Origin of the sequence: Natrialba chahannaoensis JCM 10990, from assembly GCF_000337135.1 — an archaeon.
GTDB lineage: Archaea > Halobacteriota > Halobacteria > Halobacteriales > Natrialbaceae > Natrialba > Natrialba chahannaoensis.
In genome coordinates this window covers 24,171-50,694 of sequence record NZ_AOIN01000046.1, presented here as the reverse complement: position 1 = coordinate 50,694, position 26,524 = coordinate 24,171, and the positions used below count along the sequence as shown (strand labels likewise).

Sequence of the window (26,524 nt, the reverse complement as noted above, 5' to 3'; positions counted from 1 at the left end):
TACAACTATGTCAACAGAAAGAGGACGAATACAGATTTCAGGGTTCGATACCGAAGATATCGACGACCAGGATCCGCTTGCCACTGCGAGCGAACTGGAGAGCAAGGAGGTCGAGAGTCGGTGGCAAAAGATCGTGTCGAATATCGTTCGGGACCGACTCGCGTTGGGGGGTTTTGTGGTCGTGGCCGTAATGGGACTCGCTGCGCTTCTCTCACAATCGATTTCGGTCGGCGGAGTAACCATTCAGCCGCTCTCGATCGTCCCGTACGATCCGACGGAGACTGCAGTCGGCGCTCGGTACGCCGCGCCATCGCTCTCGCATCCGATGGGAACCGATCGACTCGGGCGAGACCTGTTCTCGCGAGTGGTTACTGGCGGCCGATACAGCATCTCGATCGGACTCGTCGTCACCGCACTCGCGGCGACGTTCGGCGTGATCTACGGCAGCATCTCCGGCTACTTCGGCGGTCGTGTCGACGAAGTTCTCATGCGGATTCTCGACATCGTCTTTGCGTTCCCCGGCCTCGTGCTGGCACTCATCCTCGTCGCTCTCTTCGGCGGCGGCTTCTGGCCACTTGTCGGTGCGTTCGCACTCGTCGGCTGGGCAACCTACGCACGTATCATCCGCGGTGAGATCTTGAAGGTGAAACAGAACGAGTACGTACTGGCGGCAAAGGCGCTCGGCGCACGCGACCGAACGGTGATCTTCCGGCACGTGATCCCGAACGCTATCGCCCCGGTTATCGTGCAGGCAACACTCAGTATCGGAACCGTCGTCATCGGCGTCGCAGCGCTCGGATTCCTCGGCCTCGGCTTCGACCCCGGCACGCCCGAGTGGGGAACGATTCTCGACGCAGAATCTGATACGCTTGCGACGGGTGCCGGTGGCGATTGGTACTGGTGGGCGACCGTCTTCCCTGGCCTCATGATCTTCGTGTTCGTCATGTCGATGAACATCATCGGTGACGCAGTCAACGACGCACTCGATGCACAGGTCGACGACATCGGAGGTGGTGGCTAATGGCGCTGCTTGAGGTCAACGACCTGACGGTGTCGTTCTACACGCAGGAAGGCGTTGTCACCGCCGTCGACGATCTCTCCTACACGATCGAACGCGGGGAGAAGTTCGGCGTCGTCGGCGAGAGTGGTGCCGGCAAGAGCGTCACCGCCCTCTCGCTGCTGCGACTCATCGAGAGTCCCGGTGAAATCGAGAGCGGTGAAATACTGCTCGACGGCGAAGATCTCCTGCAAATGAGCGATTCCGAGGTCCGCCAGATACGCGGTAATCGGATCGCGATGATCTTCCAGGATGCCCAGACCGCGCTCAACCCGGTCTACACGATCGGCGAACAGATCGCCGAAGCGATCAGACACCACCTCGACTACGACGAGGAAGACGCACGAGAGCGCACCATCGAACTGCTCGACCAGGTCGGCATTCCGGACGCCGAGAACCGCTACTCCGACTACCCACACGAGTTCTCCGGCGGGATGCAACAGCGAGCAGTGATCGCGATGGCGCTGTCGTGCGATCCAGACGTACTGATCGCCGACGAGCCGACGACCGCACTCGACGTGACCACCGAGGCAAAGATCCTCGACCTTCTCGAGGACCTCACTGACGAGTTCGACACGGCTGTCCAGCTCATCACGCACGACCTCGGCGTCGTCGCCGAACTCTGTGACCGTGTGATGGTCATGTACGCCGGACAGGCCGTCGAAAAGGCACCGGTCGAAGAGTTGTACTACGATCCCAAACACCCCTACACGGTCGGACTCATGAGTTCGATTCCACGCGTCGGAGACGACAGCGACCGGTTGCGAACGATTCCCGGATCGATGCCCGATCTGATCGATACGCCGACCGGGTGTAGTTTCCACCCGCGCTGTCCGTACGCAGAGGAAGCCTGCACTCGGACGGAACCGTCCATGATCGATGTCGGCAACGGTCCTGACGCACGAGAGCAGTCGGCGCGGTGTCTCGAGTATACCAACGATCTGCAACACGGACTCGGCTTCGACGTGTCGATCGACGAAGACCTGAGCGAACGCGTCCCGGGTGATCTGCATGAGTAGCGATACTGAGCCAATCCTATGGACCGACGACCTGACGAAGCACTATACGACCGAGGGCGGGTTCATCGACAACCTCCTTGGCCGGAAACAGACCGTGCAGGCAGTCAACGATATTTCCCTCGAGCTGTACCCCGGCGAAACGCTCGGCGTTGTCGGCGAGAGTGGCTGCGGGAAAACAACGCTCGGTCGCGCACTGTTGCGGCTCATCGAGCCGACCGACGGCTCCGTCTACTACAGACAGCAGTCGGACGACAGTCCAAGTCCAAGTCCAAGTCCCAGTCCCGGCGGCAGTCGTGAGGAAATCGAACTGACCGGGCTCTCGAGTAGCAGGCTTCGTGACCTTCGGACGGACCTGCAGTACATCTTTCAGGACCCCTTCTCGAGTCTGAACCCGCGTCTCACCGTGGGAGACATCATCGGCGAGCCACTCGACATCCACGGCATCGCCGACGGCGAAGACCGACTCGACCGGATTCACGAACTCCTCGATACTGTCGGGCTCAATCCGAGCCACGCCCATCGGTATCCACACGAGTTCTCCGGCGGGCAGCGTCAGCGAATTGGTATCGCCAGGGCGCTTGCCGTCGACCCCGAAGTGATCATCTGTGACGAACCGGTGAGCGCTCTCGACGTCAGCGTTCAGGCTCAGATCCTCAACCTACTCGAGGACCTGCAAGAAGAGTTCGATCTGGCATACATCTTTATCGCACACGACCTGAGCGTCGTCGAGCATATCTCGGATCGGATCGCCGTGATGTATCTCGGCGAGTTCGCCGAGGTTGGGACGACTGAGGAGATCTTCTCCGAACCCCACCACCCCTACACTGAGGCATTGCTCTCGGCGATTCCGGAACCAGATCCGCTCTGGGAGGGAGACCAGATCTTCCTCGAAGGACAGGTCCCATCGCCGATCGATCCACCGTCTGGGTGCCAGTTCCACACGCGTTGTCCCCGTGTGATTCCGCCAGCGGAGTACGACCTCGAGCAGCCGGAGTGGCGGTCGCTGTTGACGTTCAAACTGCAGGTTCGGGAGGCCGAGGAGGTCACCCAGCTCGTGACGCTGACCGAATCGGATAAAGATATCCGTGAGGACCAGTCGCGACTCTCACGAGAGCGACTGGACGGTCTCGTTCGTGACGAGTTCGGGTTGCCACCCGAACTGTCGGATCACGCGGCCGAATCGGTACTGTCGGACGCGATCAGCGACCTTCACGAACGTGGCACTCACGCGTGCGAGGCGACGCTTGAGGACACGTACGTCTCGCCGTGTGAGACGAACGATCCAGTCTACGTCGAGCACTCGCCGACACACGATATCGCGTGTCTATTACACGGCGATAACTACAGCCAGGCTGCACCCGAAGCGAACCAGTTCGGCGAAGAGTACGACGGCACGGTCGTACAGGAATAACGAACTCGAGTCGATGGCTGCGCTGTGAGTCAGATTCGGCGGCCAGCACTCGTCAATTTTTGTGTCGGGTCAGCCAGTTTGCGACAGTGCTGTTGTCAGTTCGTGTCGCTTTGGACTCCCTTACCACCACAGTCGCACAGTCGTACACCATCTTAGTAGTGCAACATCACAGTCTCATCTGTACTCGAGTGCAGTTCTGATTCTCGCTCTCGCATCGGGTATCGGGATCTTATTCCGACTCTGTTCGTGACTCTGACCCTGGTTCTGGTCCAGATTCAGATTCAGATTCAGATTCAGATTCTGATTCCGACTCTGTCCGATCCGTCTCGCTCGGGATTGATTCGAGCCCCTTCAGTGCCAGTTCGGGAGCCGCTTGGTCGTCGATGCCCGCCCCCCGGTCGTGGAATCGAGCGAGCACCCTCTCGGGGAGATACCGCTTCGTGAGTTCGGGCGTACCGGGAACGAGATAGCCTCGGACGACGATCAGACCAAGCGAACAGCAGAGAACGATTGTTCCGACGCCCAGCGAAAGGGTCAGGCCAGCAGCAAACCACGTCAGCGCAACGGGTATACCGGAGAAGATCACTGCGAGGACGACGTTGACGGCGGTACACGGAAGACAGCGATTCGCGCCGGTGAACTCGGGCTGGTGAAGGCGATCGATAGGCTCCGGAAGCGCCATTGCTCGCGAGTTGTGTTCGAATCGACAAGAGTGTTGCTTACGGTGGCAGATTCTCGGCGAGCGACGGCATCAAGGGCCGATCACCGTGTTTCGGCTGTGCTGTCCACAGTCGACAGCGGCTGCGGATCTGGTGATTCTCGTCAGTCCCGACTCTCGGCCAGTGTCACCGGCCACCGTCTAGAGCGCCGATCGCTACTCGTCTCGGAGCGCAGTCGCGAGGGACTCGAGTTCAGCCTTGCGGAAGGGGTGTCCTGCCCGTTCGGGGTCGACCTCGTCTTTCTCGCCGATTGCCCAGCGGATTCCCGCTCGCAGCTGTGATTTGGGTGGCAAGCGGTTCGTGTTCCGGTCATAGTCATAGCCAACAGCTTCACAAATCGCAGCAAGGGCTTCCTTCGTGAAGGCAGTCGATTCGGTCCGTTCGTATCTCCCCACGGCCAGCCGTATCTCGTTCCGGAGATCATCGACGGTACGTGACATGTAAACGATACTGTGGTGGTCCGGTCTGTATATTTCGGTTGGCCGGTGATCCTCGTCTATGTGGAGTGTAATTTGGGGTTAGGTTTGGTGTGACAAGTAATTCGTGTGGGGATGGAAGTCCAGAGCCGATCAGGCAAACTATTGGCTCTCACTGACACACGCCTGAAACCAGGTGAACGGATTGTGACTCGTTATATCCTAACGCCAGAGTTTTCTCCGACTTCAGCCGGTGAGGGGTGTCAAACTTCTGGAACTGAATCGGGGGTGAACTCCAGGAATCGTCGTCCACAGTCGGTACACGAAATCGTTACGACCTCGACGTTGCTACAACAGGACTCGACCGTCTGGTCGCTGATCGAGAGCGCACCCGTACAGAACAGACACTGCTCCTGGAAAGACCGAAGCGACTGAAGGATTCGGTAGCGCTGTCTGGAGGGGACATCAGTCCACTCGTCGGTTACCGCACGAATGCTCTTGTCGACAGCAACGTCGAGCTGGACTGCGCCCGCAGAGGGCCAACTTCGCACCGTACTCCCGGTCTTGTAGGCGGGATAAGACCGGTCGGACTTGGAGACGTTGTCGTCCGAAACACCGAAGATAGAACCGATGTCGGTTGGCTCGACGCCGTCGACTTGCAGTCGATTGAGGCGGTTCTCGACACGCTCGGCGAATTTGGGTGTGAACTGGAGGCCTTCCTCGCCGTCGGTCGGCTGAATCGCGTCGATATCGAGGAGAAATGCCTCGGGATCGACTGCGTTGCGTCGGCGCTCCTTGATGCGCTCTGCCGCGGACCCGTCGAACATGCCCTAACCGTGTGTTCGAGTTGTCAAAAACAATTCGGTGACAACGACTCTCTAGCGTCATCCAACTGGCTCCTTCGGACAGGTGTGGTAAACGATGTACACAGAGAGACGCTGATCACATCCCTCATCGTTTCTGCGTTCGTACAGTCATACTGCCGGACAGAAGTCAGTGAGAAGTCGATCACGAAGTCGCAGCCGCCTCCAAAGGTGATGGCCGCAGTAGCGCGACCGATCTTCGAATAGTTCTGTCCGGCAGTATCAGTATACACTGACGGCGACAGCCCGGTACCGACAGCGGTGGTCGTGAGTCGTGTGTTCGGTCTTAGCACCATATTCGATACTTGAATTATTCTCCCCGAGAACTACCTGTACGCAAGATTGGAGATCGAAAGTTACTGGCGACGATATGGCCACACTGGTGACCGGTCCGCCGACTCGAGTGTCCGGGTTGATTGAGGGTGCAGAAACAACGAACGCGGGGGTACACTTACTATCCTCCGGGTATTACACACCGTATGATGGAGACACCGGATGGAGGCGTCGTCCAAGACCGGTGGGAGCAGTTGCTACGGTTGCTGTCGGCCCGGCCGCGCCGGCAGATTGTCGTCTCGCTGCTCGATGCACCTGCCGATCAACGTCTCCCGTTACCAGCCGTGGCGCTCACATCACCGTCACAGGCTGATCCCGAACGAATCGCAGTCGAATTACGACACCACCATCTTCCTGCACTGGCGAGTGCCGACTACATCCGCTGGGAACACGAGCCGTTCTGCGTCCGTCGCGGTCCGCGGTTCAGCGAACCGGCCGCCGTGATGAGGCTCTTCCAGGAATCGGTCGACCAACTGCCAGAGACGCTAGAGCAGGAGTGGCTCGTCGAAGCGCATGAGTCGTCATAACGAAATTATCTACGAGGTCGTTGCAGCGCTCGCTGCGGCGAACGGGACTGATCCGGGCTCATTAGAGTACACGCTGGCGGATTATGTCGACCCGACAATGATTGAGCGAGTCGTCGCAAGCAACACGGCCACGGAGCTGTCGTTTCAGGTCCCTGGCCACGAGGTGACGGTAACCGCCGACGCCGAAGTATTCATCGACGGTATTTCGTACCGCACGGGACGTCGGTCGCCGATTTCGACCAGCGAACGAAGTGTCGACGGCAATCGAGAGATGCCGGATCAACGGCAGCTCCAGCGGTTTTTCACGAACCTTCCCTGTACGGTCTACCAGTCGCGCAACGAGGCGGGCTGGCCGATCGAGTTCATCAGCGGCAACTGCCACGAGCTGACCGGTTACGAGCCGAACGCGTTCATCATCGGCGGCGTCAACTTCGGCTTCGATCTGATCCACCCCGACGACTGTGACCGTGTGGACGCGGCAGTTGACGCCGCCATCGAGAGCGAATCACCGTTTTCGGTTATGTACCGACTCCAGACAGCCGACGGCGTGGAGAAAAATGTGATCGAGATCGGCATGCCACTGTTCGATGGGTCAGAACCACTCTCTATCGTTGGGGCAATCGTCGACCTAACCGATATGAACCAGGAGCAGGCGCAGGCAGTTTCGTCTCTTGAGCAGGCGAATCCACACAAGTAGTCAGTCCACACCGGTAGTCCGTCCACAATCGAGCGCCAGCCACAAGTCCGATCGCGGCGGCGCAGGTCTGGTTTGCGTCCGAATTTCGGTTGTAGTTTCGTTTTGGTTGTAGCATCCCCTGCGCGCTTCGAATGGTAGCTGTTAGCAGCCCGCATTATTCGCTGCTGCCGCTCGGTTTCCCTCCAACTCTTCGTCTGTGTAACTCTTCGTCGGTGTTGTACACGTCGGGAGAGCGAAAGCCGTTCCTCGGGCGGCGGATGACCGTCCATATCGGCCTCTCCTCGAGAACGATCAGATTCGGTCGTGGAGCTGGCATCGGCTTGGTAGGGAACTGGATTGTTAGGGACAATCGATACCTCTCGAGCGGGAGACGTCACACTATGAGTCATAGACACATAGCCCGGTCTGAGAGAACACGACTGGGGTCGCTTACTCTTCGGACGGTTATCGGGAGGCCAACTACGCCGAACGGCAGCCCCACCGCGTTATGACCGTTCATTGGCACCGCCGGGACCTTCGAGCCGCGGACAATCGCTCGCTTTCCGCTGCGGCGGAAACCGGGTCAGTGATACCAGCATTCGTCTTCGACCCGGCGGTCCTCGAGTACGCCTCGCCGCCCAGGGTAGCGTTCATGCTCGAGTCGCTTTCTGAACTTCGGGCCTGGTATCGCGAGCGCGGCAGTGACCTTGTGGTAGCTACCGGTGACCCTCGAGACGAACTGCCTCGAATTGCCCGCGAGCACGACGCAGAGTCCGTCTCGTGGAACCGAGACTACTCCGGACTTGCTAGCAAGCGAGACGAGGCGGTCCGCGAAGCGCTGACCGACGCCGGACTCGAGGCCACGTCCGTCGACGATGCACTTCTGTTCGAACCCGGTTCGATTACCACCCAGCAAGGTGAGACGTACGCTGTCTACTCGTACTTCTGGAAGAAGTGGCGTGACCGCGAGAAGGAGTCACCCGTCCCGGCACCCAACGGCGAGCAACTGGCGTCAGTCTCCGGGGACCCGCTTCCGTCTCAGGAAGCCCTCGGATTCGACGAGCCCGAGGCGAATATTCCCGACACCGGGATGGAGGCCGCACGCCGTCGGCTCGAGACGTTCTGTGCTGACCCCATCTATCGATATGCGGACCAGCGAGACGACCCCGCGGCCGACGCCACCTCCGGCCTCTCACCGCACCTCAAGTGGGGGACCATCGGCATCCGCACGGTGTATGAGGCGGTCGAACGTGCGAAATCGGAGGCACCGGACGACGCAACGGCCGACTCCTGTGAGGAGTTCGAATCCCAACTCGCGTGGCGAGCGTTCTACGCCCACGTGCTCGCCACGAATCCACACACCGTCACGACGAACTACCGGTCCTACGAGAACCCGATTCAGTGGCGGACCGATGCCGCTGCACTCCAGGCCTGGAAGGACGGGACGACGGGCTATCCGATCGTCGACGCCGGCATGCGCCAGCTTCGAGCCGAGGCGTTCATGCACAATCGACTGCGCATGATCGTCGCGTCGTTCCTGACGAAGGACCTCCTGCTCGACTGGCGCGAGGGGTACGCCTGGTTCCGCGAGAAGCTCGCGGATCACGACACCGCAAGCGACGTCGGCGGCTGGCAGTGGGCGTCCGGAACCGGCACTGACGCACAACCGTACTTCCGAATATTCAACCCGATGACCCAGGGAGAGCGCCACGACCCCGACGCCGAGTACATCCGAACGTACGTCCCGGAACTCGAGGACGTTCCCGCCGAGACGATCCACGAGTGGGTTGCCCTCGAACCCGACGAACGGGCGAGCGTCGCACCCGAGTATCCGGACCCGATCGTCGATCACGCAGAGCGCCGCGAGACGGCGATCGAGATGTTCGAAGCGGCTCGTGGTGACGAGTAGGTTTGATTGTCAGTCGACACCGATACCAGCGTCTGACAGTAGCTGATTGGCTTCTGCCCGAGTTCGCCTGCCCCGTTCGCCAGCGCCGGTCCACTCTGCTTTTGGCTCGCGGAGATGGCTTCAAATTCTGGCTCCGTAGCGACTGTGCAGTCGTGCCCACCGGCTCAATCGAGCCGATTCGACCAGATTGCTGTACAAAATCGCCCGACTCCACAGTGACAGCCGCCCATTTAGAATTTTATTCGACTCGTGACGCTGGCTAGTAACGCTTAAAACAAAGTGCGCACAATACCCTCCACAATGGCGAGCAACAAGATTCTCGGAATCGACCTCGGTACGACGAACAGCGCGTTCGCCGTCATGGAAGGCGGCGATCCGGAGATTATCGTCAACGCCGAAGGCGAACGGACGACCCCCTCCGTCGTCGCGTTCACCGACGACGACGAGCGGCTCGTCGGCAAACCCGCAAAGAACCAGGCGATCCAGAACCCCGAAAAGACAATCGCCTCCATCAAGCGCCACATTGGCGACGACGACTACACCGTCGACATTGAGGGCGAAGAGTACACACCCGAGGAAATCTCCGCGATGATCCTCCAGAAGATCAAGCGTGACGCGGAGGAGTACCTCGGCGACGAAGTAGAGAAGGCAGTCATCACCGTCCCCGCGTACTTCTCGGACCGACAGCGCCAGGCGACCAAGGACGCCGGCGAAATCGCTGGCTTCGAAGTCGAGCGCATCATCAACGAGCCGACGGCCGCCTCGATGGCCTACGGGCTCGACGACGACTCCGACCAGACCGTCCTCGTCTACGACCTTGGGGGCGGCACCTTCGACGTTTCAATCCTCGACCTCGGCGGCGGCGTCTACGAGGTCGTCGCGACCAACGGTGACAACGACCTCGGTGGTGACGACTGGGACGAGGCCATCATCGACTTCCTCGCCGAGGAGTTCGAGGCCGACCACGGCATCGACCTCCGCGAGGACCGCCAGGCCCTCCAGCGGCTCAAGGACGCCGCCGAAGAGGCCAAGATCGAACTCAGCAGCCGGAAGGAGACGGAGATCAACCTGCCGTTCATCACGGCCACCGACGACGGCCCGATCCACCTCGAAGAGTCTCTCACACGCGCGAAGTTCGAATCGCTCACCCAGGACCTGATCGACCGCACCGTCGATCCGACCGAGCAAGCGCTCGAAGACGCCGGCTACAGCAAGGACGACATCGACGAAGTGCTCCTCGTCGGCGGCTCGACCCGCATGCCACAGGTCGGCGAGAAGGTCGAGGAACTCACCGGCAAGGAACCCCAGAAGAACGTCAACCCCGACGAAGCCGTCGCACTCGGCGCGGCGATTCAGGGCGGCGTTCTCGGCGGCGAGGTCGACGACATCGTCCTGCTCGACGTGACCCCGCTCAGCCTCGGGATCGAGGTTAAGGGCGGCCTCTTCGAGCGCCTCATCGAGAAGAACACGACCATCCCAACCGAGGAATCGAAGATCTTCACCACCGCCGCGGACAACCAGACCACTGTGCAGGTCCGTGTCTTCCAGGGTGAGCGTGAACTCGCCGAGAAGAACGAGATGCTTGGGGAGTTCCACCTGACTGGCATCCCGCCGGCACCTGCGGGCACTCCACAGATCGAAGTCACGTTCTCGATCGACGAGAACGGCATCGTCAACGTTTCCGCCGAGGACAAGGGCAGCGGCGAATCCGAAGAGATCACCATCGAGGGCGGTGCTGGCCTCTCCGACGCCGAGATCGATGAGATGCAGCAGGAAGCCGAGAAGCACGCTGAAGAGGACGAGAAGAAGCGCCAGCGCATCGAGGCCCGTAACACCGCGGAAGCCACGATCCAGCGCGCCGAGACCCTCCTCGAGGAGAACGAAGAGGCAGTCGACGACGCCCTTCGCGGTGATATCGAGGCTGCCATCGAGGACCTCGAAGCCACGATCGACGACAACGAGGCGACCGCCGAGGATATCGAGGCCGCGACCGAGCACCTGAGCACCGAGCTGCAGGAGATCGGCAAGCAGATGTACCAGGATGCCGGTGCAGCGGGCGCTGGCGGTGCTGGTGCAGCAGGCGGCGCAGGTGCAGGTGCAGGCGCAGGCGCAGCCGGTGCCGGCATGGGTGACATGGGTGGTATGGGCGGCGGCCCGAACCCAGGCCCAAGCGGTGCAGCCGGCGGCGACGACGAGGAATTCGTTGACGCCGACTTCGAGGACGTCGACTTCGAAGTTGAGGACGAAGACGACGGTCAGTAAGCCGGACCGTCCACCCAGGCGATCGCAATTCTTTCGGCCGGAACAGGTGAACGACTAAAACCGGGTTCGCTCGGCGTCTCGTCACGCTGATAGCGACCGGAAACGCTGTTCCGTACCGACTGCCTTCCTGGACGGAAGGCGTGGAAAACGTAGACACCGCTGTCGAGATTCGGGTCTTCTCGCCGATGTCCCCGTTTCCCGTGGCACGATAGCGAATAGTCCACGTGGCGCGGCCGGAGACCTCTGGTTAAGTGTTTTGGCAATACCATAAGACCGTCGATAAATATTTAGATATGGTTTCTCCCATATTCTAATATGTATTCGTTTCCGGACTGTCCGATCCCATGATGGAGCAAAGAAACCGATTCAAAGACGATTGAGTCATTCAATAATCAGAGCAATACGTAGAGAAATTATTTGTACCACAATAACTTATAATTCCTATTGTAATGTAATGTTCATGTGGCGATAAGTTATATTAGTTCTGGCTATCTGGCACTAGTTGCATGGGAGACAAGGCAAGTATGCTCAACCGGCGTCGGTTCATCGCCGGAACAGGAGCAGCAGTTGCTGGCAGCACGATAGCATCGTCGGCGAGTGCAGCCGTCGATCGAAACCAGGGTCAAGGCCGAGAAAACGCGTCCCAGTTCGACGATCGGGCGACAGTCATCGCACATCGCGGGTTCGCTAAAACGTATCCCGAAAACACGCTCGGGGCGTTCGAACAGGCCGTCAAGGGCGGCAGCAACGACCGGGCGGCCCGACGCGGTGCGGACTGGATCGAACTGGACGTCCATCCGACTGCCGACGGCGACATCGCGGTTTTCCACGACCGCAATATCGGCGGACAGACCGACACCGACGGCAAGGTGTACGACCTGCCGTCCGACGAGGTCTTCTCGGCGGAAGTGCTCGACAGCGGCGAAACCATTGCATCTCTCGAAGAGGCGATGGAGGTCATTCCGGACGGCGTCGGCGTCAACATCGACATCAAGGTTGGGTCCGAGGAACTCGACTGGGCGTGGGGAGCCACGGACCCGGTCCACTACGACCGTCCCGAAAGCGGACAGACGGACTTCGAGCGTCCCGAAGAGGAACTCGAACAGTGGAAGTGGCTCCAACCGATGTGCGACATCGCCGCGCAGTACGACAACGAGATCCTGCTCTCGACGTTCTGGGAGGGTGCCCTCTGGGCGCTTGAGAACGAGATCGATCACGACTTCCCGGTGGCGTTCCTCTCGTGGTACTCCAACGAGGAAGCCCTCGACATGGCCGACGAGTACGACATCGTCGCGATCAACCCACCGATGGCGGCGATCAAAGGGACAACGATGTTCGACGAGGATCTCTACGCGGGCGAAACCGACGTCGACATCGTCGAGGAAGCCCACGCGCGGGACCTCCCGGTGAACGTCTACACGGTCGACACGTGGCACGAGACCGAACAACTCATTGACGCCGGTGTCGACGGGCTCTTCCTCGATTACAGCGAGATCGTTCGCTGGGGAGCTCTCTAGAGCGGCCCGACCTGTTTCGTCCCCGCCAGCTGCTCTCACAGAAACGATCGTCGGCCCCCGACGAGTCGGCGAGTGTCGCGACACCGGATCGGCTAATCAATGCCCCGCCGCTCCCGGTCGTGAAGGGGAAATACGGAAGATTTTCGGAACCGATCAGTCGGGAACGGTCGTTTCAAGTGCCTCAACCGAGTATCGGTTCGACAACGAATGAGCGAGGACTTCTACGACGCACTCGGTGTGAGCCGCGACGCTTCCGCCGAGGAGATCAAACAGGCGTACCGGAAGAAGGCCACGGAGTACCATCCGGACGTCAGCGACGACCCGGACGCCGAGGAGAAGTTCAAGCGGATCCAGAAGGCAAAGCAGGTACTCACCGACGAAGACAAGCGCGAGGCCTACGACCGTATGGGCCACGACCGCTACGAACAGGCCGAAAAGCACGGCTTCGACGCCAGCGAGGGCGGCATGGGCGGTGGTATGGGTGGCATGGGCGGCGACCCCTTCGGCGGAATGGGTGGCGGCATGGGCGGTGGCGGTCTCGGCGACATCTTCGAACAGGTTTTCGGCGGTGGCGGCCGCGGGCGTGGTCGACGCCGTCCCCAGAAGGGCCGCGATCTGCGTACCGAACTCGAGATCGGTCTCGGCGAAGCCTTCGAGGGTGTCGAGAAACAGTTCACCGTCGAGCGCCCCGAGGAGTGTGCTGACTGCGATGGCGAGGGCCACCCGCCGGACGCCGACTCCCGGACCTGTTCGGAGTGTCAGGGCCGGGGCCAGGTGACCCAGGTCCAGCAGACGCCGCTCGGTCGCGTCCAGCAGACGACGACGTGTCCGCGGTGTGAGGGCGAAGGAACGCTCTACTCCGAAACGTGTAGTTCCTGTCGCGGCGAGGGCTACGTCCGCAACGAGGCGACCCTCACCGTCGAGGTTCCCGCGGGCATTCAAGAGGGCCAGACCCTCCGCATGGAAGGCGAAGGTGCACCCAGCCCGGACGGCGGTCCCCATGGCGACCTGCTGATTGACGTTGCGATCCGCGAGCACGAGGAGTTCGAACGCGATGGCAACGACCTGCGCTACCGGCTGCCGATCTCGTTCCCGCAGGCGACCTTCGGCGACACCGTCGAAGTGCCGACGCTCGATGGTGCCGTCGAGTTCGATATCCCGCGAGCGACCCAGAGCGGCGAAACCTTCCGCATCCGGGGGAAGGGAATGCCCCGACTGCGCGGACGAGGTCAGGGAGACCTCTTCGTGAAGGTCCAGGTCGTCACACCCGACTCGCTCAACGAGGAACAGCGCGAAGCACTCGAGGCGTTCGCCGAGGCTGGCGGCGACGAGATCGACGTCAGCGAAGGGTTCTTCGAGAAGATCAAGCGGGCGTTCTGATCGCTGCCACGCCAGCCGTCCGTTTCGGCGCGCTTTTTTCACCGCGGGTCACAGTAGCCAGTATGACCGCGCACGTCGCCACCGTCGACGAACTGTTCACCCGGGAGCGCCGCGACGAACGGACCGTCCTCGTCGACACGACACGTCGCGACTACGACGCCCACTGGCTCTGTACCTCTGCCTGGAAGGCCGGCAACTTCCTGCGCCACGCCGGCGTCCGCGAGGGCGTCACCGTCGGCGTCGCCGGTAACGGCCCGGTGGCCCTGCTTGCCTGCTTCGGCGCGACACTCCTTGGGGCCACAACCCGCCCAAACCCGCCAGCGGATCTTGCCGACGAGACCAACCTGCAAGCGATCGTCGCACCCGTCGACGAACTCGAGTCCGACCGCTACGAGCTCCCCCGTGGAACCAGCATGCTCGGCTACGGCGATAAGCCGGAGACGCCGGGGATCAAGAACTTCGACGCCGGCCTCTGGAGTGAGAACCCCTCGTTCCCGCCGCAGTCGCTTTCACCCGAGACCGGCCTGCTCACCGACGGGAGCCGCACCGTCTCGCACGCACGGGCACTCGAGTCCGCCCGGAATCTGATCGACGAGTACGAGATTGAGGCGGGTGACCGCGTTGTGGTTCGGGAGCCGCTTGCGGCTGTCGAGGTCGCCATAGCGGGCGTGTTCGCGCCGTTACTTGCGGGAGCAGTGACAGTGCTGGAGGGAGAGTCTGGAGACGAAGACGAAGGCGACGACGCTGTGCGAGAGCGTGCCGAAGTGGACGAAGACGCCACCGTGTACACGATCTCGGACGCAACGACAGAGGAGTCGGCAACTCAGATCGATCCAACGGTGCTGTCACTCTCGGATCGAACCAGCTGAGGCGGGTTCACGCCGTCTCCGTTGCCATTTCGTAACAGAAGTGGGCACTGCTCTCGATGTGATGAACTGGGCGACGGTCGAACTCGAGTACCGGTCGCGATGAGCACAGGGATGGAGCTCCGGTAGTGAGCCTGCGAGACAAGTTCCGGCGTTGCTCACAGTCACTCGCCGAACACGGTCTCTCCTGGCGACAAAATCGTTTATCGGCTGGTCCGTAGTCGGAGTAGCGTATGTCCGATGTGATCATCGTCGGCGGCGGCCCCGCTGGCCTGAGTGCGGCACTGTTTACGGCGAAGAACGGCCTTGAGACCGCTGTATTTGACACTGACAAGACGTGGATGCACAAGGCCCACCTGTTCAACTACCTCGGGGTTCGCAGCCTTGGTGGCGACGAGTTCCTGCAGATCGCTCGCGGACAGGTCGAGGACCGCGGGGCGGATTTGCATCTCGGCGAGCCGGTCACTGCCGTCGAGTCTGCAGACGACGGCTTCCGTGTCGAGACGGACGACGATTCCTACGAGGCGACCTACGTCGTCCTCGCGACGGGTGCAGATCGCTCGCTCGCCGAGGACGCCGAACTGGATATCGCGTTCGACGACGAGGGAACCATCGACGTCGACATCGATATGGAAACCAGCGTCGAGAACCTCTACGCGACCGGTGCGATGGTCCGCGCGGAGGAGTGGCAAGCCGTCATCGCGGCCGGTGATGGCGCATCGGCCGCACTCAACATTCTGAGCAAGGAGAAGGGCGAACACTTCCACGACTTCGATACGCCCGCGGACGTGCCCGACCTCCGCTCCGAGTGAGAAACGGTCGTGTAGCGGCCGTCTATCGCCGCGACCGTCGCCTACAAGACATCCCACGAGAAACACTCGCACATCGTGCAACTCGAGTGCGTGCTCTTCGGGCCGTTTCGTGATACCGTCGGCGAGAAGACACTCCATCATGAGACCAACGCCGAGACGGTCGGTGACTTACTCCGGGAGTTCGAGGACGAGTACCCCGGCCTGTCGGGCGAACTGGTCGACGAGGACGCGGAAACACTGGCCGGGGATACGGTCGTCACGATGGACAAGAAAAACGTAACTCACATCGACGGATTGGCAACCGAACTCCGGGAGGACGCCGTGATCCGCCTCGTTCCGTCAGTCTACGGGGGCTGAGCCACACGATGGAGGGCACCGACCGCGACATCGCCGAGTTCACCATGCTCGGACACGCGACGTTCCACATTTACGAGCTAACGATTCCGCTGTTCGTCGTGCTCTGGCTCGACGCCTTCGACGTGTCGCCTGCGGTTCTCGGAACGGTCGTCGCGGTCGGTTACGCCCTCATCGGTGTCGGCGCACTCCCCAGTGGCATCCTCGCGGACCGCTACGGCTCGACGCGTCTCGTCGTCGTCTCGATGCTCGGCATGGGCGGCGGCTTCGCACTCATTAGCCTCGCCGCGAACATCTGGTTGCTCGCCGCGGCGCTCGTCCTCTGGGGAGCCACAGCCAGCCTGTACCACCCGGCCGGCCTCTCACTGATCACCCGCGGTGCAGACAAGCAGGGAACCGTGCTGGCCTACCACGGTGTCGCCGGCAACGTCGGCACCGCACTCGGCCCACTCGTCGCGGCCATCATGTTGACAGTCCTCGACTGGCGCGCCGTCGCCGCGCTGTTCGTCGTGCCCGCGCTCGTCGGTGTTGTCGCAGCGACCCGACTCGAGTTTGACGAGATGGCGGCGATGGCTGAAACAGTTGACGACACAGGAACTGTCACGCAACCAGCGGCCGACGGCTCGGGCACTGGGTCCGGTACTGCCGGGGACAACCGACCTATTGTCGACACACCGTCGACACCGTCGCTGCGAGAGCACGTCGCCGCGTTCACGTCGGAGTCCAAGCTGCTGTTTACCGGCAGCTTCGTCCTCGTGTTCACCATCGCGATGCTCGCCGGGACCTACTACCGGGGCGTCTTCACCTTCCTGCCGGACGTGCTCGCCGGACTGGCGGTGTTCGAATCGGTCGAGATCGCCGGCGAGACGGTCAATCCGAGCCAGTACGCCTACGCCGGTCTGCTGTTGATCGGTGCGGTCGGCCAGTACACGGGCGGCAAACTGAGCGATACGCGCTCACCCGAGCGGGCGATCATCGTCGCGCTCGCCGCACTGGTCGTCGTCTCGATACTGTTCCCGATTGGGGCCTCGGCCGGTCTGGCGGCGACGCTTGCGGTCTGTGCTGCGCTCGGCTTCTTCGTCTACATGGAAGCGCCGATTCATCAGGCGCTGATCGGCAAGTACGTCGCGGCCGACGTGCACGGTCTCTCGTTCGGCTACACCTACCTCGGTGTCTTCGGGATCGGTGCAGCGGGAGCCTCGATCGCTGGCATCGCGCTCACCTACGGCGGGATGGGCGTCCTGTTCGCGATCCTCGCGATTTTCCCGGCAGTTGCACTCATCATTGCGATTTCGCTGCTCATCTTGGCCTAATCGAAGAACGTGGGCGGTGCGAATCCAGCTAACTCAGTCGTCCGAAGGAACTGCCGTTCCGCTTGAGGCGACCGCGTCCGTCGTCTCCGGAACCGTCCCGTCGTCGTTCCAGCCGCGAGCCTCGTAGTACTCTTCGACCGCCGCTTCGAAATCCGGAATCTCGTAGGGGAGCACGTCGTCCGCGCGGTCGAGTCCGCGCTGGTTGTTGAAGTGGCGCTCGCGTTCGATCGTTCGCTTCCCAACCGCGAGGAGGTCCTCGTAGTCGGCGTCGAACAGCGTCTCCAGGCGCTCCTCGGTGACGTAATCGCCGCCGAAGGCGCAAACGATGCCCGTGTCGCGGAAGGCATTGTGGTTCTCCTGGTCGACCAGCACGTCGGCCTTGCCGAGAGTCCCTTCCGGATCAAGTTCGCCGGCGTACTCGAGACTCAGCATGCCGGCGTACATGTGGTCTGCGCCGCGGTTCGCGACGGCGTAGGACAGGCCCTGGCCGTGGAGGACGCGGCCGTCGTGGGCGGCGAACTCCATGCCCTTCACGGTGAGGTTCTCGACGCCGAGGTCGTCGTGACAGCGTTCGACGCCCTCCGCGAGCGTGTCGCCGACGCCCTCTCGGCGTGCGATCTTCTCGGTGATCTCCTGGGCGAGTGCCGCGTTCCCGAACTCGTCCTCGCTCGACAGGTAGGCCGCAACGGTGACACCCGCAGAGATGGTGTCCATCCCGTAGTTGTCACAGAGTTCGTTCGCCTGCATGACGTCGACGATGTCGCCGACTCCCTGCATCGACCCGAAGGCATAGACGGTTTCGAACTCCGGCCCCTCCGTCTCGACGCCGCGCTCTTCGTCCCGTGTCGGCAGTTTGCAGGCGTAGGCGCAGGCCGAACAGGCCCCTTTCTTGTACTTCTTCTCCTCAACGGCGTTGCCGCCGATTTGGTCTGCGTCCTCGAACTCGTACCCCTCGAAGTACCGCGTCGGCAGCGAGAAGTTGTCGTTGATGAACTCCGTGCCGCCGGTGGTCCCCTGGCGACGCATCCGGTCGTCCGAGGTGGCCGCCTCGCGGTGGATGTCCATCTCCGGTGGGTTCGGAATCTCGACGTCGACCTCCGGTACTGCGTCGGCATCACCCTCGAAGGTGACGCACTTGACGTTCTTCGAGCCGAGAACCGCACCAAGACCGCCGCGGCCGAACGCCCGCGAGTCGAACGTCATCACCGACGCGAAACGGACGAGGTTCTCGCCCGCCGGACCGATGGCGATGCAGTGTTCGGGGCCGAGGTCGTGGTGGTCGGCCATGTAGTCGGAGGTCTCGGGAACCGTCGCGCCCTCGAGTTCGGGTACTTCCTCGAACTCGACGCCGTCGTCGGTGACGTGGATTGCGAGCAGTTCGTCGCTCTCGCCAACGACCTCGAAAACGCTGATGCCGGCCTCGACGAAGTTGCGCGAGAGGTAGCCGCCGGCGTTCGTCGAGACGAGTCCCTCCGTCAGCGGTGAGAGGCCGGTCATGTTCATCCGGCCCGTAAAGGACATCTGGGACTGCTGGAGCGGTCCCGTCGAGAGATAGACGCGGTTCTCGGGTCCGAACGGCTCCGCATCGAACGGAATTCGCTCGTGTGCCAGTGCGGTCGCGGTCGCCCGTCCGCCGACGGTTTCGGCGAGCAGGTCGCCAATCTCGGTCTCGGTGGCCGTTCGCTCACCGACGTCAACGGTCAGCAGCGGCCCTTTCGCATGACGCATAGCGCACAGTTGTTCGGCCGGGCCCTTAGCTGTAGGCCACTGGGTACCAGACCGGTTCTCCGGCCGGCCCAGACGGGGGTACCCCTGCGCACGGATGTAGCACCCAAAATTTCGAGGGGACTCGAGTACCCACTGCCACAGACCGGCGGGTCACAGACAGCCCCGACGCAGCCAGCACCTGCCCATACAGGCCCTCGTTTCAGGCCGATTCGTGGCGCAGAAGAAGACACGATGGCCACAGGGAAGACCACCTGGACGATCCCTGAGGGGTACATTCCCGAAGGGAGCAACGGTCCCGAACCCGAGATGCTGAGCCACGAATCCGTCTGCATCCAGAATACGGCTGATGAAGACGCCAGCGTCGAGATTACAGTCTACTTTACCGACCGCGGACCAGTGGGACCGTACGAGAAGACGGTGCCCGCTGAACGGACCAAACACCTGCGGTTCAACGAGTTCGAGGACCCCAAGGAGATCCCGAAAGGGACACCCTTTGCTAGCGTGATCGAATCCGACGTACCGATTGTCTGCCAGCACACCCGGCTGGATTCGCGACAAGCCGAGAACGCGCTGCTCTCGACGGTTGCGTATCCGAGTGATTCGTAGCGTCAGCTCTCTCGTGTCCCGAACGACGGTTGCACCACGTAGTCACCCCACCATACTGTCACCTCGAGTGCCGAGCGATCAACACCCCGAGGAGACGAACGCCTCGACCGCCTCCTCTCGAACATTGAGATTGACTTTCCCGCAATCGGACTCGACGTAGTCCGACAGCTCCAGCGTCTCGAGTGGCGATCCAGCCAGGCCGTACTCGAGTATGGACGCGCCGTGATCCTCGGGAAGGTCGTCCGCAATCACCGTCGATGGGACGACCCTGTCTTCGGTGTTTGCGTCGAGACTGACGATGTTTTCGTACGCGGTTTCGCTGCCGTCTGTGAGGTGCACTTCGACGCGAACCGGTTCCGCAGTGAAGTTGGCGACGGCCAACCGTGACAGGCGTGGGGACTGCCCTCGTGCCAGACAGCCGGGGACAGAAACGAACAGTGGGAAACAGAGCGACGTGAGGAGGGCTCGTCGTTCCATATGCGGTGCTCTGTCACGACGGCCATAAGCTTGTTTCTTTACAATAGGATCGTGGGGTAGAATAGTGGGAAGAAACAGCAGACAGCAGTTGGAGATCTGTGCACCTGCTTGCCACCGCTTTTTGCCCGCTGCTGGTGGAGAGGCCGCCATGAACGATGACCGATGGAACGACCTCCGTACAGCGTGTACCGAACTCGAGTCCGGGGCCGTTCTCGAGACGCCAGTCTCCGAGCGGCGATTCGATATCGTACGGTCGGCGGACGACCGGATCGTCGTCCGGTTCGGGGACAGCGGGGAGACGCACACCCTCTGGCGCGAGCAGTTCGACGTACTCACAGCGCAACTTGCGGACGGCGACCAGAACGGACTCCCAGTCGACACTCTGCAACCGGGCGTCGAGCCCTACGCAGTGCTACTGACGCTCTCTGGAGCGTACACGGTCACGGACGACACCATTCGTCGCGACGACGAGGCTGTGGCCGGCGAGAGTCCGTACCTCGTCTCCGCAGCCGAGGCGCGCACCCAGCCTGAGCGCGTCCACGACGATGGGCTATTGCTCGCCGCGTTGCTCGACGGACTCGAGAACGCGACCGAACCAGGGGTACTCGAGACGGACCCCCTCACAGATCTCTACGTACTCGCCTCGGACGTCCAACACGGTGCGGACCGGCTCCGTCGGTCGGCGCGGAACGCGCTGCTCGACCGACTCGGTCCGGACCAGGAGCTACACGGCCGGTACGGCACCGTTCGGCGGACGGTTCGCGAACGGCGGCGACCGATGGACGAGGAGGCAATTTTCGAGGCGCTCGACGAGCACGACGTGCCCCGCGAGTGGGTTCTCGGCGTCGACCCGGAGAAACTGGATGTCGTCATCTCGGTGACGGACCTCTCGGAAGCCGAGGTGTACGAGACGGACGAAAGCGTCTACGTCCAGAAGACGAGCGTCGACGAAGACGAGAAGTACTCGCGGCTGCAGGGACTCGTCGAGCGGATCGACGCGCTGGAGGGCGAGGAAGGAGAGGCACTGCGCAACGAACTCGACGAGATCGAATCGCGCCTCGAGGCGGCGCTGGCGAGCGGCTAGCGCCTCAGTCCTCTGCCACGTGCTCGGCAGCGTCCACAGGCTCGTTGCCAGCCCGTCGCTGGAGGAAATCCGCGAGCAACTCGAACGTCCGTAGCTGCTGGCGCTGGTCGGTCGACGCGTGGCCCTCCTCGCCGAGTTCCTCGTACTCGACATCGCCGTCGGGGCCGAACTCGTAGCCAAGGGACTCGAGTGTCTCCCGATAGCGACGGGACTGCGAGACAGGGACGCGGGTGTCGTTGACGCCGTGAACCATGAGCAGCGGCGCGGCGAGGTTCTCGGCGTGCGTGATCGGCGAACGCTCCTCGTAGAGGGCCGGGTTCTCCTCGGGCGTGCCGAGATACTTCTCCATGAGTTCGATCCGATAGTGGGGCATCGTCGTCTCGTACTGTTCTTCGAGGTCAGTGAGGCCGATCCAGGCGATGCCAGCGTCGTACAGCTCGGGATACTGCACCGTCTGCCAGTAGGCCGAGTAGCCGCCGTAGGAGCCGCCGAAGACGACGACGCGGTCCTCGTCGAGCCAGTCGCGCATTTCGAGGACGTGCTCGGCGACCGTCGCCACGTCACCCTGCTCGGCACCACCCCAGTCCTCGAGGAGTTCCTCGACAAACTCGCGGCCACGACCGGTCGAGCCGCGGTAGTTGACTTCGAGGACGGAAAAGCCCTGCATGACCAGCATCTGCGTGTAGAGGTTGAATCCCTTGGTGTCCCGGCCGCGCGGCCCGCCATGGACTTTGACGAGCAGCGGTGACGGGCGCTCGCCGGAATCGTACAGCAGCGCACCGATCTCGAGTTCGTCGGCTGGCTCGTGGTCGACTGCTTCGGCGGGCGTCTCGGGAACACCGTCGGACTGTACTGTGAGGTACTCCGCGTCGGCGAAGTCCTCGGGCGAGAAGGGACCGTACTCGGCCTCGAGGAGCGTCTCGTACTCGTCGGTTGCGAGGTCGTACACCAGCAGTTCCGGTCGGGTCGTCGGACTCGTGTGCTGCAGTAAGAGGCGATTCTCGTCGATGGCAACATCGCTCGGTCCCATGCGACCAACAGAGGTCACACCCTCGGGAACGTCGAGTTCACGGCTCTCGCCGGTCCCGATGTCGTAGACGACGGGGATCGACTGGGCCGCACGGTCGCGCAGCGCGAAGAAGTGCTCGCCACCGGGCAGGAATCCGGTGGGAGATTCCTCGAAGTCGCTGTCGCTGAACCAGGAGACGGCGTCGTCGGCTGCTGTCCGGGCGTTGATGTCGTCAGCGCCGCTTTCGGTGTCGCCATCGGCCTCGACCCCAACCTCGTCCAGCGCAGCGAGATCGACGACACCTGCGCGGCTGAGGTCCTCTGTGTTGTCCGTGACCAGCAGCCGTTCTCCGTCGGGCCCCCAGTCTATCGGTGCCGACTCCGCACCCACGTCGCCGAGCGACAGATTTCGCGGCTCGGAGCCGTCGGCGTTCGCAACGTAGACGTCGACGTTGTCGAAGTCGTCCGTCTCGTTCGTCGCGTAGGCGATCCGGTCCCCGTCCGGCGAGAACGACAGCGCGCCGACGGCGCGCTCGTAGTCGGTGAGTTTGGTCACCTCCTCGGTCGTGCAGTCGTACCGATACGCGTTCATCTGTCCATCACGGTTCGAGGTGAACAGCAGCGACTCACCGTCGTCGCTCACGTCGTTCAGAATCGCCTGGCCGTCGATTTCAACGATCGACTCGACCGTCCCCTCTCGTGAGAGCGCGTAGATATCGTTCTGCTCGTCACCGTCCTCATCCTGGTGGAAGAACACGCGTTCTCCGTCCGCATCCCAGCGGAGGAACCAGCGCGCATTTCGCGGCACGTCGCCGTCGGACCACTGCTCGAGTGCACCTGTCTCTGCATCGAGCACGTGGAGTTCGTTTCGCCCCGTCTCGTCGTAGTAGAACGCGATCTCCGAGCCGTCGGGGGAGATGGTCGGATGCGCGATTGTCGGGAGCGATGCGAGGGACTCGAGTACGTCCGTTGTTTTGGTATCGAGGTCGTCAGTCGCGGCCATTGGCGACATGTCACATGGCTATGTTATAGATGTTCGGGAAGCCAAACATCGGGTGATCTTCGCGATGCCGCCGCTACTGCCGCGCAAACCCTTTTGGCCGTTCGGGACGAATATCAAATCATGTACGTACGGGACGCGAAAAACCGGGAGGAGGTCTGGCTACTTGACCACATCGAGTCGATGGGGCTCGACGAGACGGCGTTCCGGTCCCGTGACTACGTCATCGCGATCGACGAGGAGTCGGGTAAGAAGGGAGGCTTTGGCCGAATACGGATCCATAAGGATGGCGGGAGCAGTGACGAGGGAGCGGCTGGTGGCGATGGTGACAGCGCGGACGATGCTGACGACGCAGACGACCAGCGAACCGACGTCTGCGAACTCACAAGTATCGGCGTCCTCGATAACTGGCGCGGCCAGGGCGTCGGCGCACACGTCATCGAACGACTCATCGAGTACGCAAGCGACGAGGGGTTCGACACCGTCTACTCGCTGACGAGCGAAGGAGAGTACCTCGCACAGTTTGGATTCCGCCGAATCGAAGAATCGAAACTTCCCCCAGCGCTCCAGCATCGGCTCGAGGCGAAACGAGAGCAAACCGATCCGGATGCCGTCGCCTACGCACTCGAGATCGATCGGTTCCGGATGCCGGATCGTCTCAGGGAGGCGTTCAAACAGGCATCCGAGCGCGACGCGGAGATGGCCGACGAGGACAGCCCGGAGGATTTCGGTATCGACAGCGAATCAGCGACGTACAAGTACGATACCGGTCGCTAAGCGCTGTGTCCATCAGGGAGTCAGCGTGTCTCTCAGCACCCACCTGTGCCAATGACCACCGACGATCCCGACGCTCACGACACCCATTATTCGAGTTCATCCGACGAGCTAGCTGATCGGACGGCTGGTGAGAGTGGTGATGGTAGTGATGGTGGTGGCGGCGATGGCAATACCAATGAATCCAAAACCCGCGTCTGGCTCGTCGAACGAACGTACGGCGACGACGAACTGAACCTGATCATCCTCGTGTACGCGACACCGGACGGTCGCTACTACCACCGTCGCGAACGCGCGCTCACGAGCTTTACAGGCCCGGAACGGGAGACGAAAGCGAGCCTGACCGTTTCGCGCAACGACCTCGGCACGGTCGACAACCGCGAGACGCGGGATCAGTACGCGACCGAGGCGACTCGAGTAGCGGCGCGTCACGATCCGGACGACGCGGTTTGATCGCCTGATGGTGGGATACGTGGATGGTGGGATACGTGGATGGTGGGATGCGGGGTCGCCCCCGATGGAGGGGTGGTTGATCACGCTGATTGCGGAGAGCCACCGTACAACCGCAGGACCGTACTAGTGAGAGCCGATGGCAACACGGGCACGTTCATCAACCTTCAAGCCCCGGCCGGTCGTCGGTATTCGTAATGTTCGACCCCGAGGAACTCGAGGAGATCCGTGCCGGCCGGGAGGACTGGCACGACGACGACGTCGAACCGGTCCTCGATCGGTTCGGTGAGCGCCAGGAGACGTTCACGACCGACACGGGTGGCCAGGAGGTCGACCGACTCTACACGCCGGACGATGTAGCGAATCTCAACTATCAGGATGATCTGGGCTACCCCGGTGAACCGCCGTACACGCGCGGGGTCTACTCCACCGGCTACCGGGGCCGCCTGTGGACCATGCGCCAGTACGCCGGCTTCTCGACGCCCGCAGATACGAACGAACGCTATCACTACCTGCTCGATCAGGGCCAGACTGGGCTCTCGATGGCGTTCGACCTGCCGACGCAGATGGGGTACGATTCCGACGCCGACATGGCCGCCGGTGAGGTCGGGAAGGCCGGTGTCGCCATCGACTCGCTGGCGGACATGGAGATCGTTTTCGACGGCATCCCACTTGACGAGGTCTCGACCTCGATGACGATCAACGCGCCCGCCTCGGTCCTGCTCGCGATGTACATCGCCGTGGGCGACCAGCAGGGCGTCGACCGCGCCGAGCTACGAGGAACGATCCAGAACGACCTTCTGAAGGAGTACATCGCCCGCAACACCTACATCTACCCGCCCGAACCCTCGATGCGGATCATCACGGACATCTTCGAGTTCTGCGCCGAGGAGACGCCGAAGTTCAACACCATCTCCATCTCGGGCTACCACATCCGCGAGGCCGGCTCCACGGCGGCACAGGAACTCGCCTTCACCCTGGGGAACGGCATCGAGTACGTCGAGGCCGCCATCAAGGCCGGACTCGACGTCGACGACTTCGCGCCGCAGCTTTCGTTCTTCTTCAACGGCCACAACAACATCTTCGAGGAAGTCGCCAAGTTCCGCGCGGCCCGCCGGATGTGGCACGACATCATGGACGAGCGCTTCGACCCGGACAATCCCAAGTCGAAACAGCTCAAGTTCCACACCCAGACCGCGGGCTCGATGCTCACCGCCCAGCAGATAGAGAACAACGTGGTCCGCGTGGCCTACCAGGCGCTCGCCGCCGTTCTCGGGGGCACCCAGAGCCTCCACACTAACGGGAAGGACGAGGCGCTTGCCCTCCCCACGGAGGAGTCCGTCCGTACTGCCCTGCGGACCCAACAGATCCTCGCCCACGAGTCCGGCGCGGCCGACACCATCGACCCGCTCGCCGGCAGCTACTACGTCGAATCGCTCACCGACGATGTCGAAGAAGAGGCCTACGAGATCCTTGAAGAGGTTAACAGCCGCGGCGGTATGTTAGACGCCGTCGAGCAACAGTGGGTCCAGCGCCAGATCCAGGACACCGCCTTCGATCGCCAGAAGGAGATCGAAGAGAAAGAGCGCATCATCGTTGGTGTCAACGAGTTCGAAGTCGACGAGGACCCTGAAATGGATGTCGAGGAAGTCACCGAGGAGGACGAACGACGCCAGATCGAGAACGTCCAGGCCGTCCGCGACGACCGCGATGAGGACGCTGTGGCGGAGGCACTCGAGTCCCTCCGTAGCGCCGCACGAGGTACCGAGAACCTCATGCCACACATCATCGCGGCGGTGAAGACGTACGCGACGGTCGGCGAGATNCCGTAGCGCCGCACGAGGTACCGAGAACCTCATGCCACACATCATCGCGGCGGTGAAGACGTACGCGACGGTCGGCGAGATCTGTAACGTGCTGCGCGATGAGTTCGGGGAGTATCAGCCGGGAAGTGCAGTCTGAA

Annotated in this window: 23 protein-coding genes and 1 pseudogene; 18 read left to right on the top strand and 6 right to left on the bottom strand. The window is 62.0% G+C overall.

Translation table 11 applies throughout. The features are described 5' to 3' along the window. Positions 1-7 precede the first annotated feature (7 nt). From C482_RS07645 to C482_RS07635, 3 genes are read left to right on the top strand one after another with little or no spacing between them, the layout of a single operon-like run. Complete coding sequence (locus C482_RS07645) at positions 8-1,021, top strand: ABC transporter permease (protein WP_006166957.1); 1,014 nt, start codon at positions 8-10, stop codon at positions 1,019-1,021. Next, positions 1,021-2,076, top strand: a complete 1,056-nt coding sequence (locus C482_RS07640) for an ABC transporter ATP-binding protein (protein ID WP_006166956.1) — start codon at positions 1,021-1,023, stop codon at positions 2,074-2,076. The genes C482_RS07645 and C482_RS07640 overlap by 1 nt, the downstream gene beginning before the upstream one ends. Continuing rightward, positions 2,069-3,487 (top strand): ABC transporter ATP-binding protein, encoded by a 1,419-nt coding sequence (locus C482_RS07635; protein WP_006166955.1) that lies wholly within the window; start codon positions 2,069-2,071, stop codon positions 3,485-3,487. The genes C482_RS07640 and C482_RS07635 overlap by 8 nt, the downstream gene beginning before the upstream one ends. Before the next feature lie 229 nt (positions 3,488-3,716). Here C482_RS07635 and C482_RS07630 read toward each other — a convergent pair whose 3' ends face one another. The 3 genes from C482_RS07630 to C482_RS07620 form a co-directional block, all read right to left on the bottom strand. After that, positions 3,717-4,169 (bottom strand): hypothetical protein, encoded by a 453-nt coding sequence (locus C482_RS07630; RefSeq protein WP_006166954.1) that lies wholly within the window; start codon positions 4,167-4,169, stop codon positions 3,717-3,719. A gap of 192 nt (positions 4,170-4,361) precedes the next feature. Further along, positions 4,362-4,646 (bottom strand): hypothetical protein, encoded by a 285-nt coding sequence (locus tag C482_RS07625; RefSeq protein WP_006166953.1) that lies wholly within the window; start codon positions 4,644-4,646, stop codon positions 4,362-4,364. Positions 4,647-4,885: 239 nt separating this feature from the next. Then, positions 4,886-5,449 carry a hypothetical protein gene (locus tag C482_RS07620; protein ID WP_006166952.1) on the bottom strand — a complete coding sequence of 188 codons (564 nt, stop codon included), beginning with the start codon at positions 5,447-5,449 and terminating at the stop codon, positions 4,886-4,888. A gap of 515 nt (positions 5,450-5,964) precedes the next feature. Between C482_RS07620 and C482_RS07615 the strand changes: the two genes are divergently transcribed. The 10 genes from C482_RS07615 (at position 5,965) to C482_RS07570 (ending at position 17,434) form a co-directional block, all read left to right on the top strand. Continuing rightward, complete coding sequence (locus tag C482_RS07615) at positions 5,965-6,345, top strand: hypothetical protein (RefSeq protein WP_241431901.1); 381 nt, start codon at positions 5,965-5,967, stop codon at positions 6,343-6,345. Then, positions 6,332-7,042 carry a PAS domain-containing protein gene (locus C482_RS07610; RefSeq protein WP_006166950.1) on the top strand — a complete coding sequence of 237 codons (711 nt, stop codon included), beginning with the start codon at positions 6,332-6,334 and terminating at the stop codon, positions 7,040-7,042. Before C482_RS07615 ends, C482_RS07610 begins: the two co-directional genes overlap by 14 nt. Before the next feature lie 487 nt (positions 7,043-7,529). Continuing rightward, positions 7,530-8,930, top strand: a complete 1,401-nt coding sequence (locus tag C482_RS07605; protein WP_006166949.1) for a cryptochrome/photolyase family protein — start codon at positions 7,530-7,532, stop codon at positions 8,928-8,930. A gap of 300 nt (positions 8,931-9,230) precedes the next feature. Then, a complete protein-coding gene (gene dnaK / locus C482_RS07600) occupies positions 9,231-11,192 on the top strand; it encodes a molecular chaperone DnaK (protein WP_006166948.1) in 1,962 nt (653 codons plus the stop codon). Positions 11,193-11,698: 506 nt separating this feature from the next. Next, the gene (locus C482_RS07595; RefSeq protein ID WP_241431900.1) at positions 11,699-12,709 is read left to right on the top strand and encodes a glycerophosphodiester phosphodiesterase; all 1,011 of its coding nucleotides are present in this window, start codon (positions 11,699-11,701) and stop codon (positions 12,707-12,709) included. Between the two features lie 207 nt (positions 12,710-12,916). Then, on the top strand, positions 12,917-14,089 hold the full coding sequence (gene dnaJ, locus C482_RS07590) for a molecular chaperone DnaJ (protein ID WP_006166946.1): 1,173 nt from the start codon (positions 12,917-12,919) through the stop codon (positions 14,087-14,089). Between the two features lie 62 nt (positions 14,090-14,151). Beyond that, positions 14,152-14,958, top strand: a complete 807-nt coding sequence (locus C482_RS07585; protein WP_006166945.1) for an acyl-CoA synthetase family protein — start codon at positions 14,152-14,154, stop codon at positions 14,956-14,958. A 230-nt stretch (positions 14,959-15,188) separates the two neighbouring features. Continuing rightward, positions 15,189-15,767, top strand: coding sequence for an FAD-dependent oxidoreductase (locus C482_RS07580; protein WP_006166944.1), 579 nt, complete (start codon positions 15,189-15,191; stop codon positions 15,765-15,767). Between the two features lie 75 nt (positions 15,768-15,842). Further along, positions 15,843-16,124: a MoaD/ThiS family protein gene (locus C482_RS07575; protein ID WP_006166943.1), complete on the top strand. Its 282-nt coding sequence runs from the start codon at positions 15,843-15,845 to the stop codon at positions 16,122-16,124. Between the two features lie 8 nt (positions 16,125-16,132). Then, entirely contained in the window at positions 16,133-17,434 is a 1,302-nt protein-coding gene (locus tag C482_RS07570; RefSeq protein ID WP_006166942.1) for an MFS transporter, read from the top strand. Between the two features lie 33 nt (positions 17,435-17,467). Here C482_RS07570 and C482_RS07565 read toward each other — a convergent pair whose 3' ends face one another. After that, a complete protein-coding gene (locus C482_RS07565) occupies positions 17,468-19,162 on the bottom strand; it encodes an aldehyde ferredoxin oxidoreductase C-terminal domain-containing protein (protein ID WP_006166941.1) in 1,695 nt (564 codons plus the stop codon). A 231-nt stretch (positions 19,163-19,393) separates the two neighbouring features. On the opposite strand from C482_RS07565, the gene C482_RS07560 reads away from it, so the two are divergent. Beyond that, positions 19,394-19,768 (top strand): sensory rhodopsin transducer, encoded by a 375-nt coding sequence (locus C482_RS07560; protein WP_006166940.1) that lies wholly within the window; start codon positions 19,394-19,396, stop codon positions 19,766-19,768. A gap of 78 nt (positions 19,769-19,846) precedes the next feature. Here the strand turns inward: C482_RS07560 and C482_RS07555 are convergent, their stop codons facing one another. Next, a complete protein-coding gene (locus C482_RS07555; protein WP_006166939.1) occupies positions 19,847-20,245 on the bottom strand; it encodes a hypothetical protein in 399 nt (132 codons plus the stop codon). A 148-nt stretch (positions 20,246-20,393) separates the two neighbouring features. Between C482_RS07555 and C482_RS07550 the strand changes: the two genes are divergently transcribed. After that, complete coding sequence (locus tag C482_RS07550) at positions 20,394-21,329, top strand: hypothetical protein (RefSeq protein ID WP_006166938.1); 936 nt, start codon at positions 20,394-20,396, stop codon at positions 21,327-21,329. Positions 21,330-21,333: 4 nt separating this feature from the next. Here the strand turns inward: C482_RS07550 and C482_RS07545 are convergent, their stop codons facing one another. Next, positions 21,334-23,340 (bottom strand): S9 family peptidase, encoded by a 2,007-nt coding sequence (locus C482_RS07545; protein WP_006166937.1) that lies wholly within the window; start codon positions 23,338-23,340, stop codon positions 21,334-21,336. A gap of 120 nt (positions 23,341-23,460) precedes the next feature. On the opposite strand from C482_RS07545, the gene C482_RS07540 reads away from it, so the two are divergent. The 3 genes and pseudogenes from C482_RS07540 to C482_RS07530 all read left to right on the top strand — a co-directional run bounded on the left by C482_RS07540 (position 23,461) and on the right by C482_RS07530 (position 26,523). Beyond that, positions 23,461-24,114 (top strand): GNAT family N-acetyltransferase, encoded by a 654-nt coding sequence (locus C482_RS07540; RefSeq protein WP_006166936.1) that lies wholly within the window; start codon positions 23,461-23,463, stop codon positions 24,112-24,114. 51 nt (positions 24,115-24,165) lie between these two features. Then, the gene (locus C482_RS07535) at positions 24,166-24,564 is read left to right on the top strand and encodes a hypothetical protein (protein WP_006166935.1); all 399 of its coding nucleotides are present in this window, start codon (positions 24,166-24,168) and stop codon (positions 24,562-24,564) included. Between the two features lie 194 nt (positions 24,565-24,758). After that, a pseudogene (locus C482_RS07530) lies at positions 24,759-26,523 on the top strand (acyl-CoA mutase large subunit family protein). Position 26,524 lies beyond the last annotated feature (1 nt).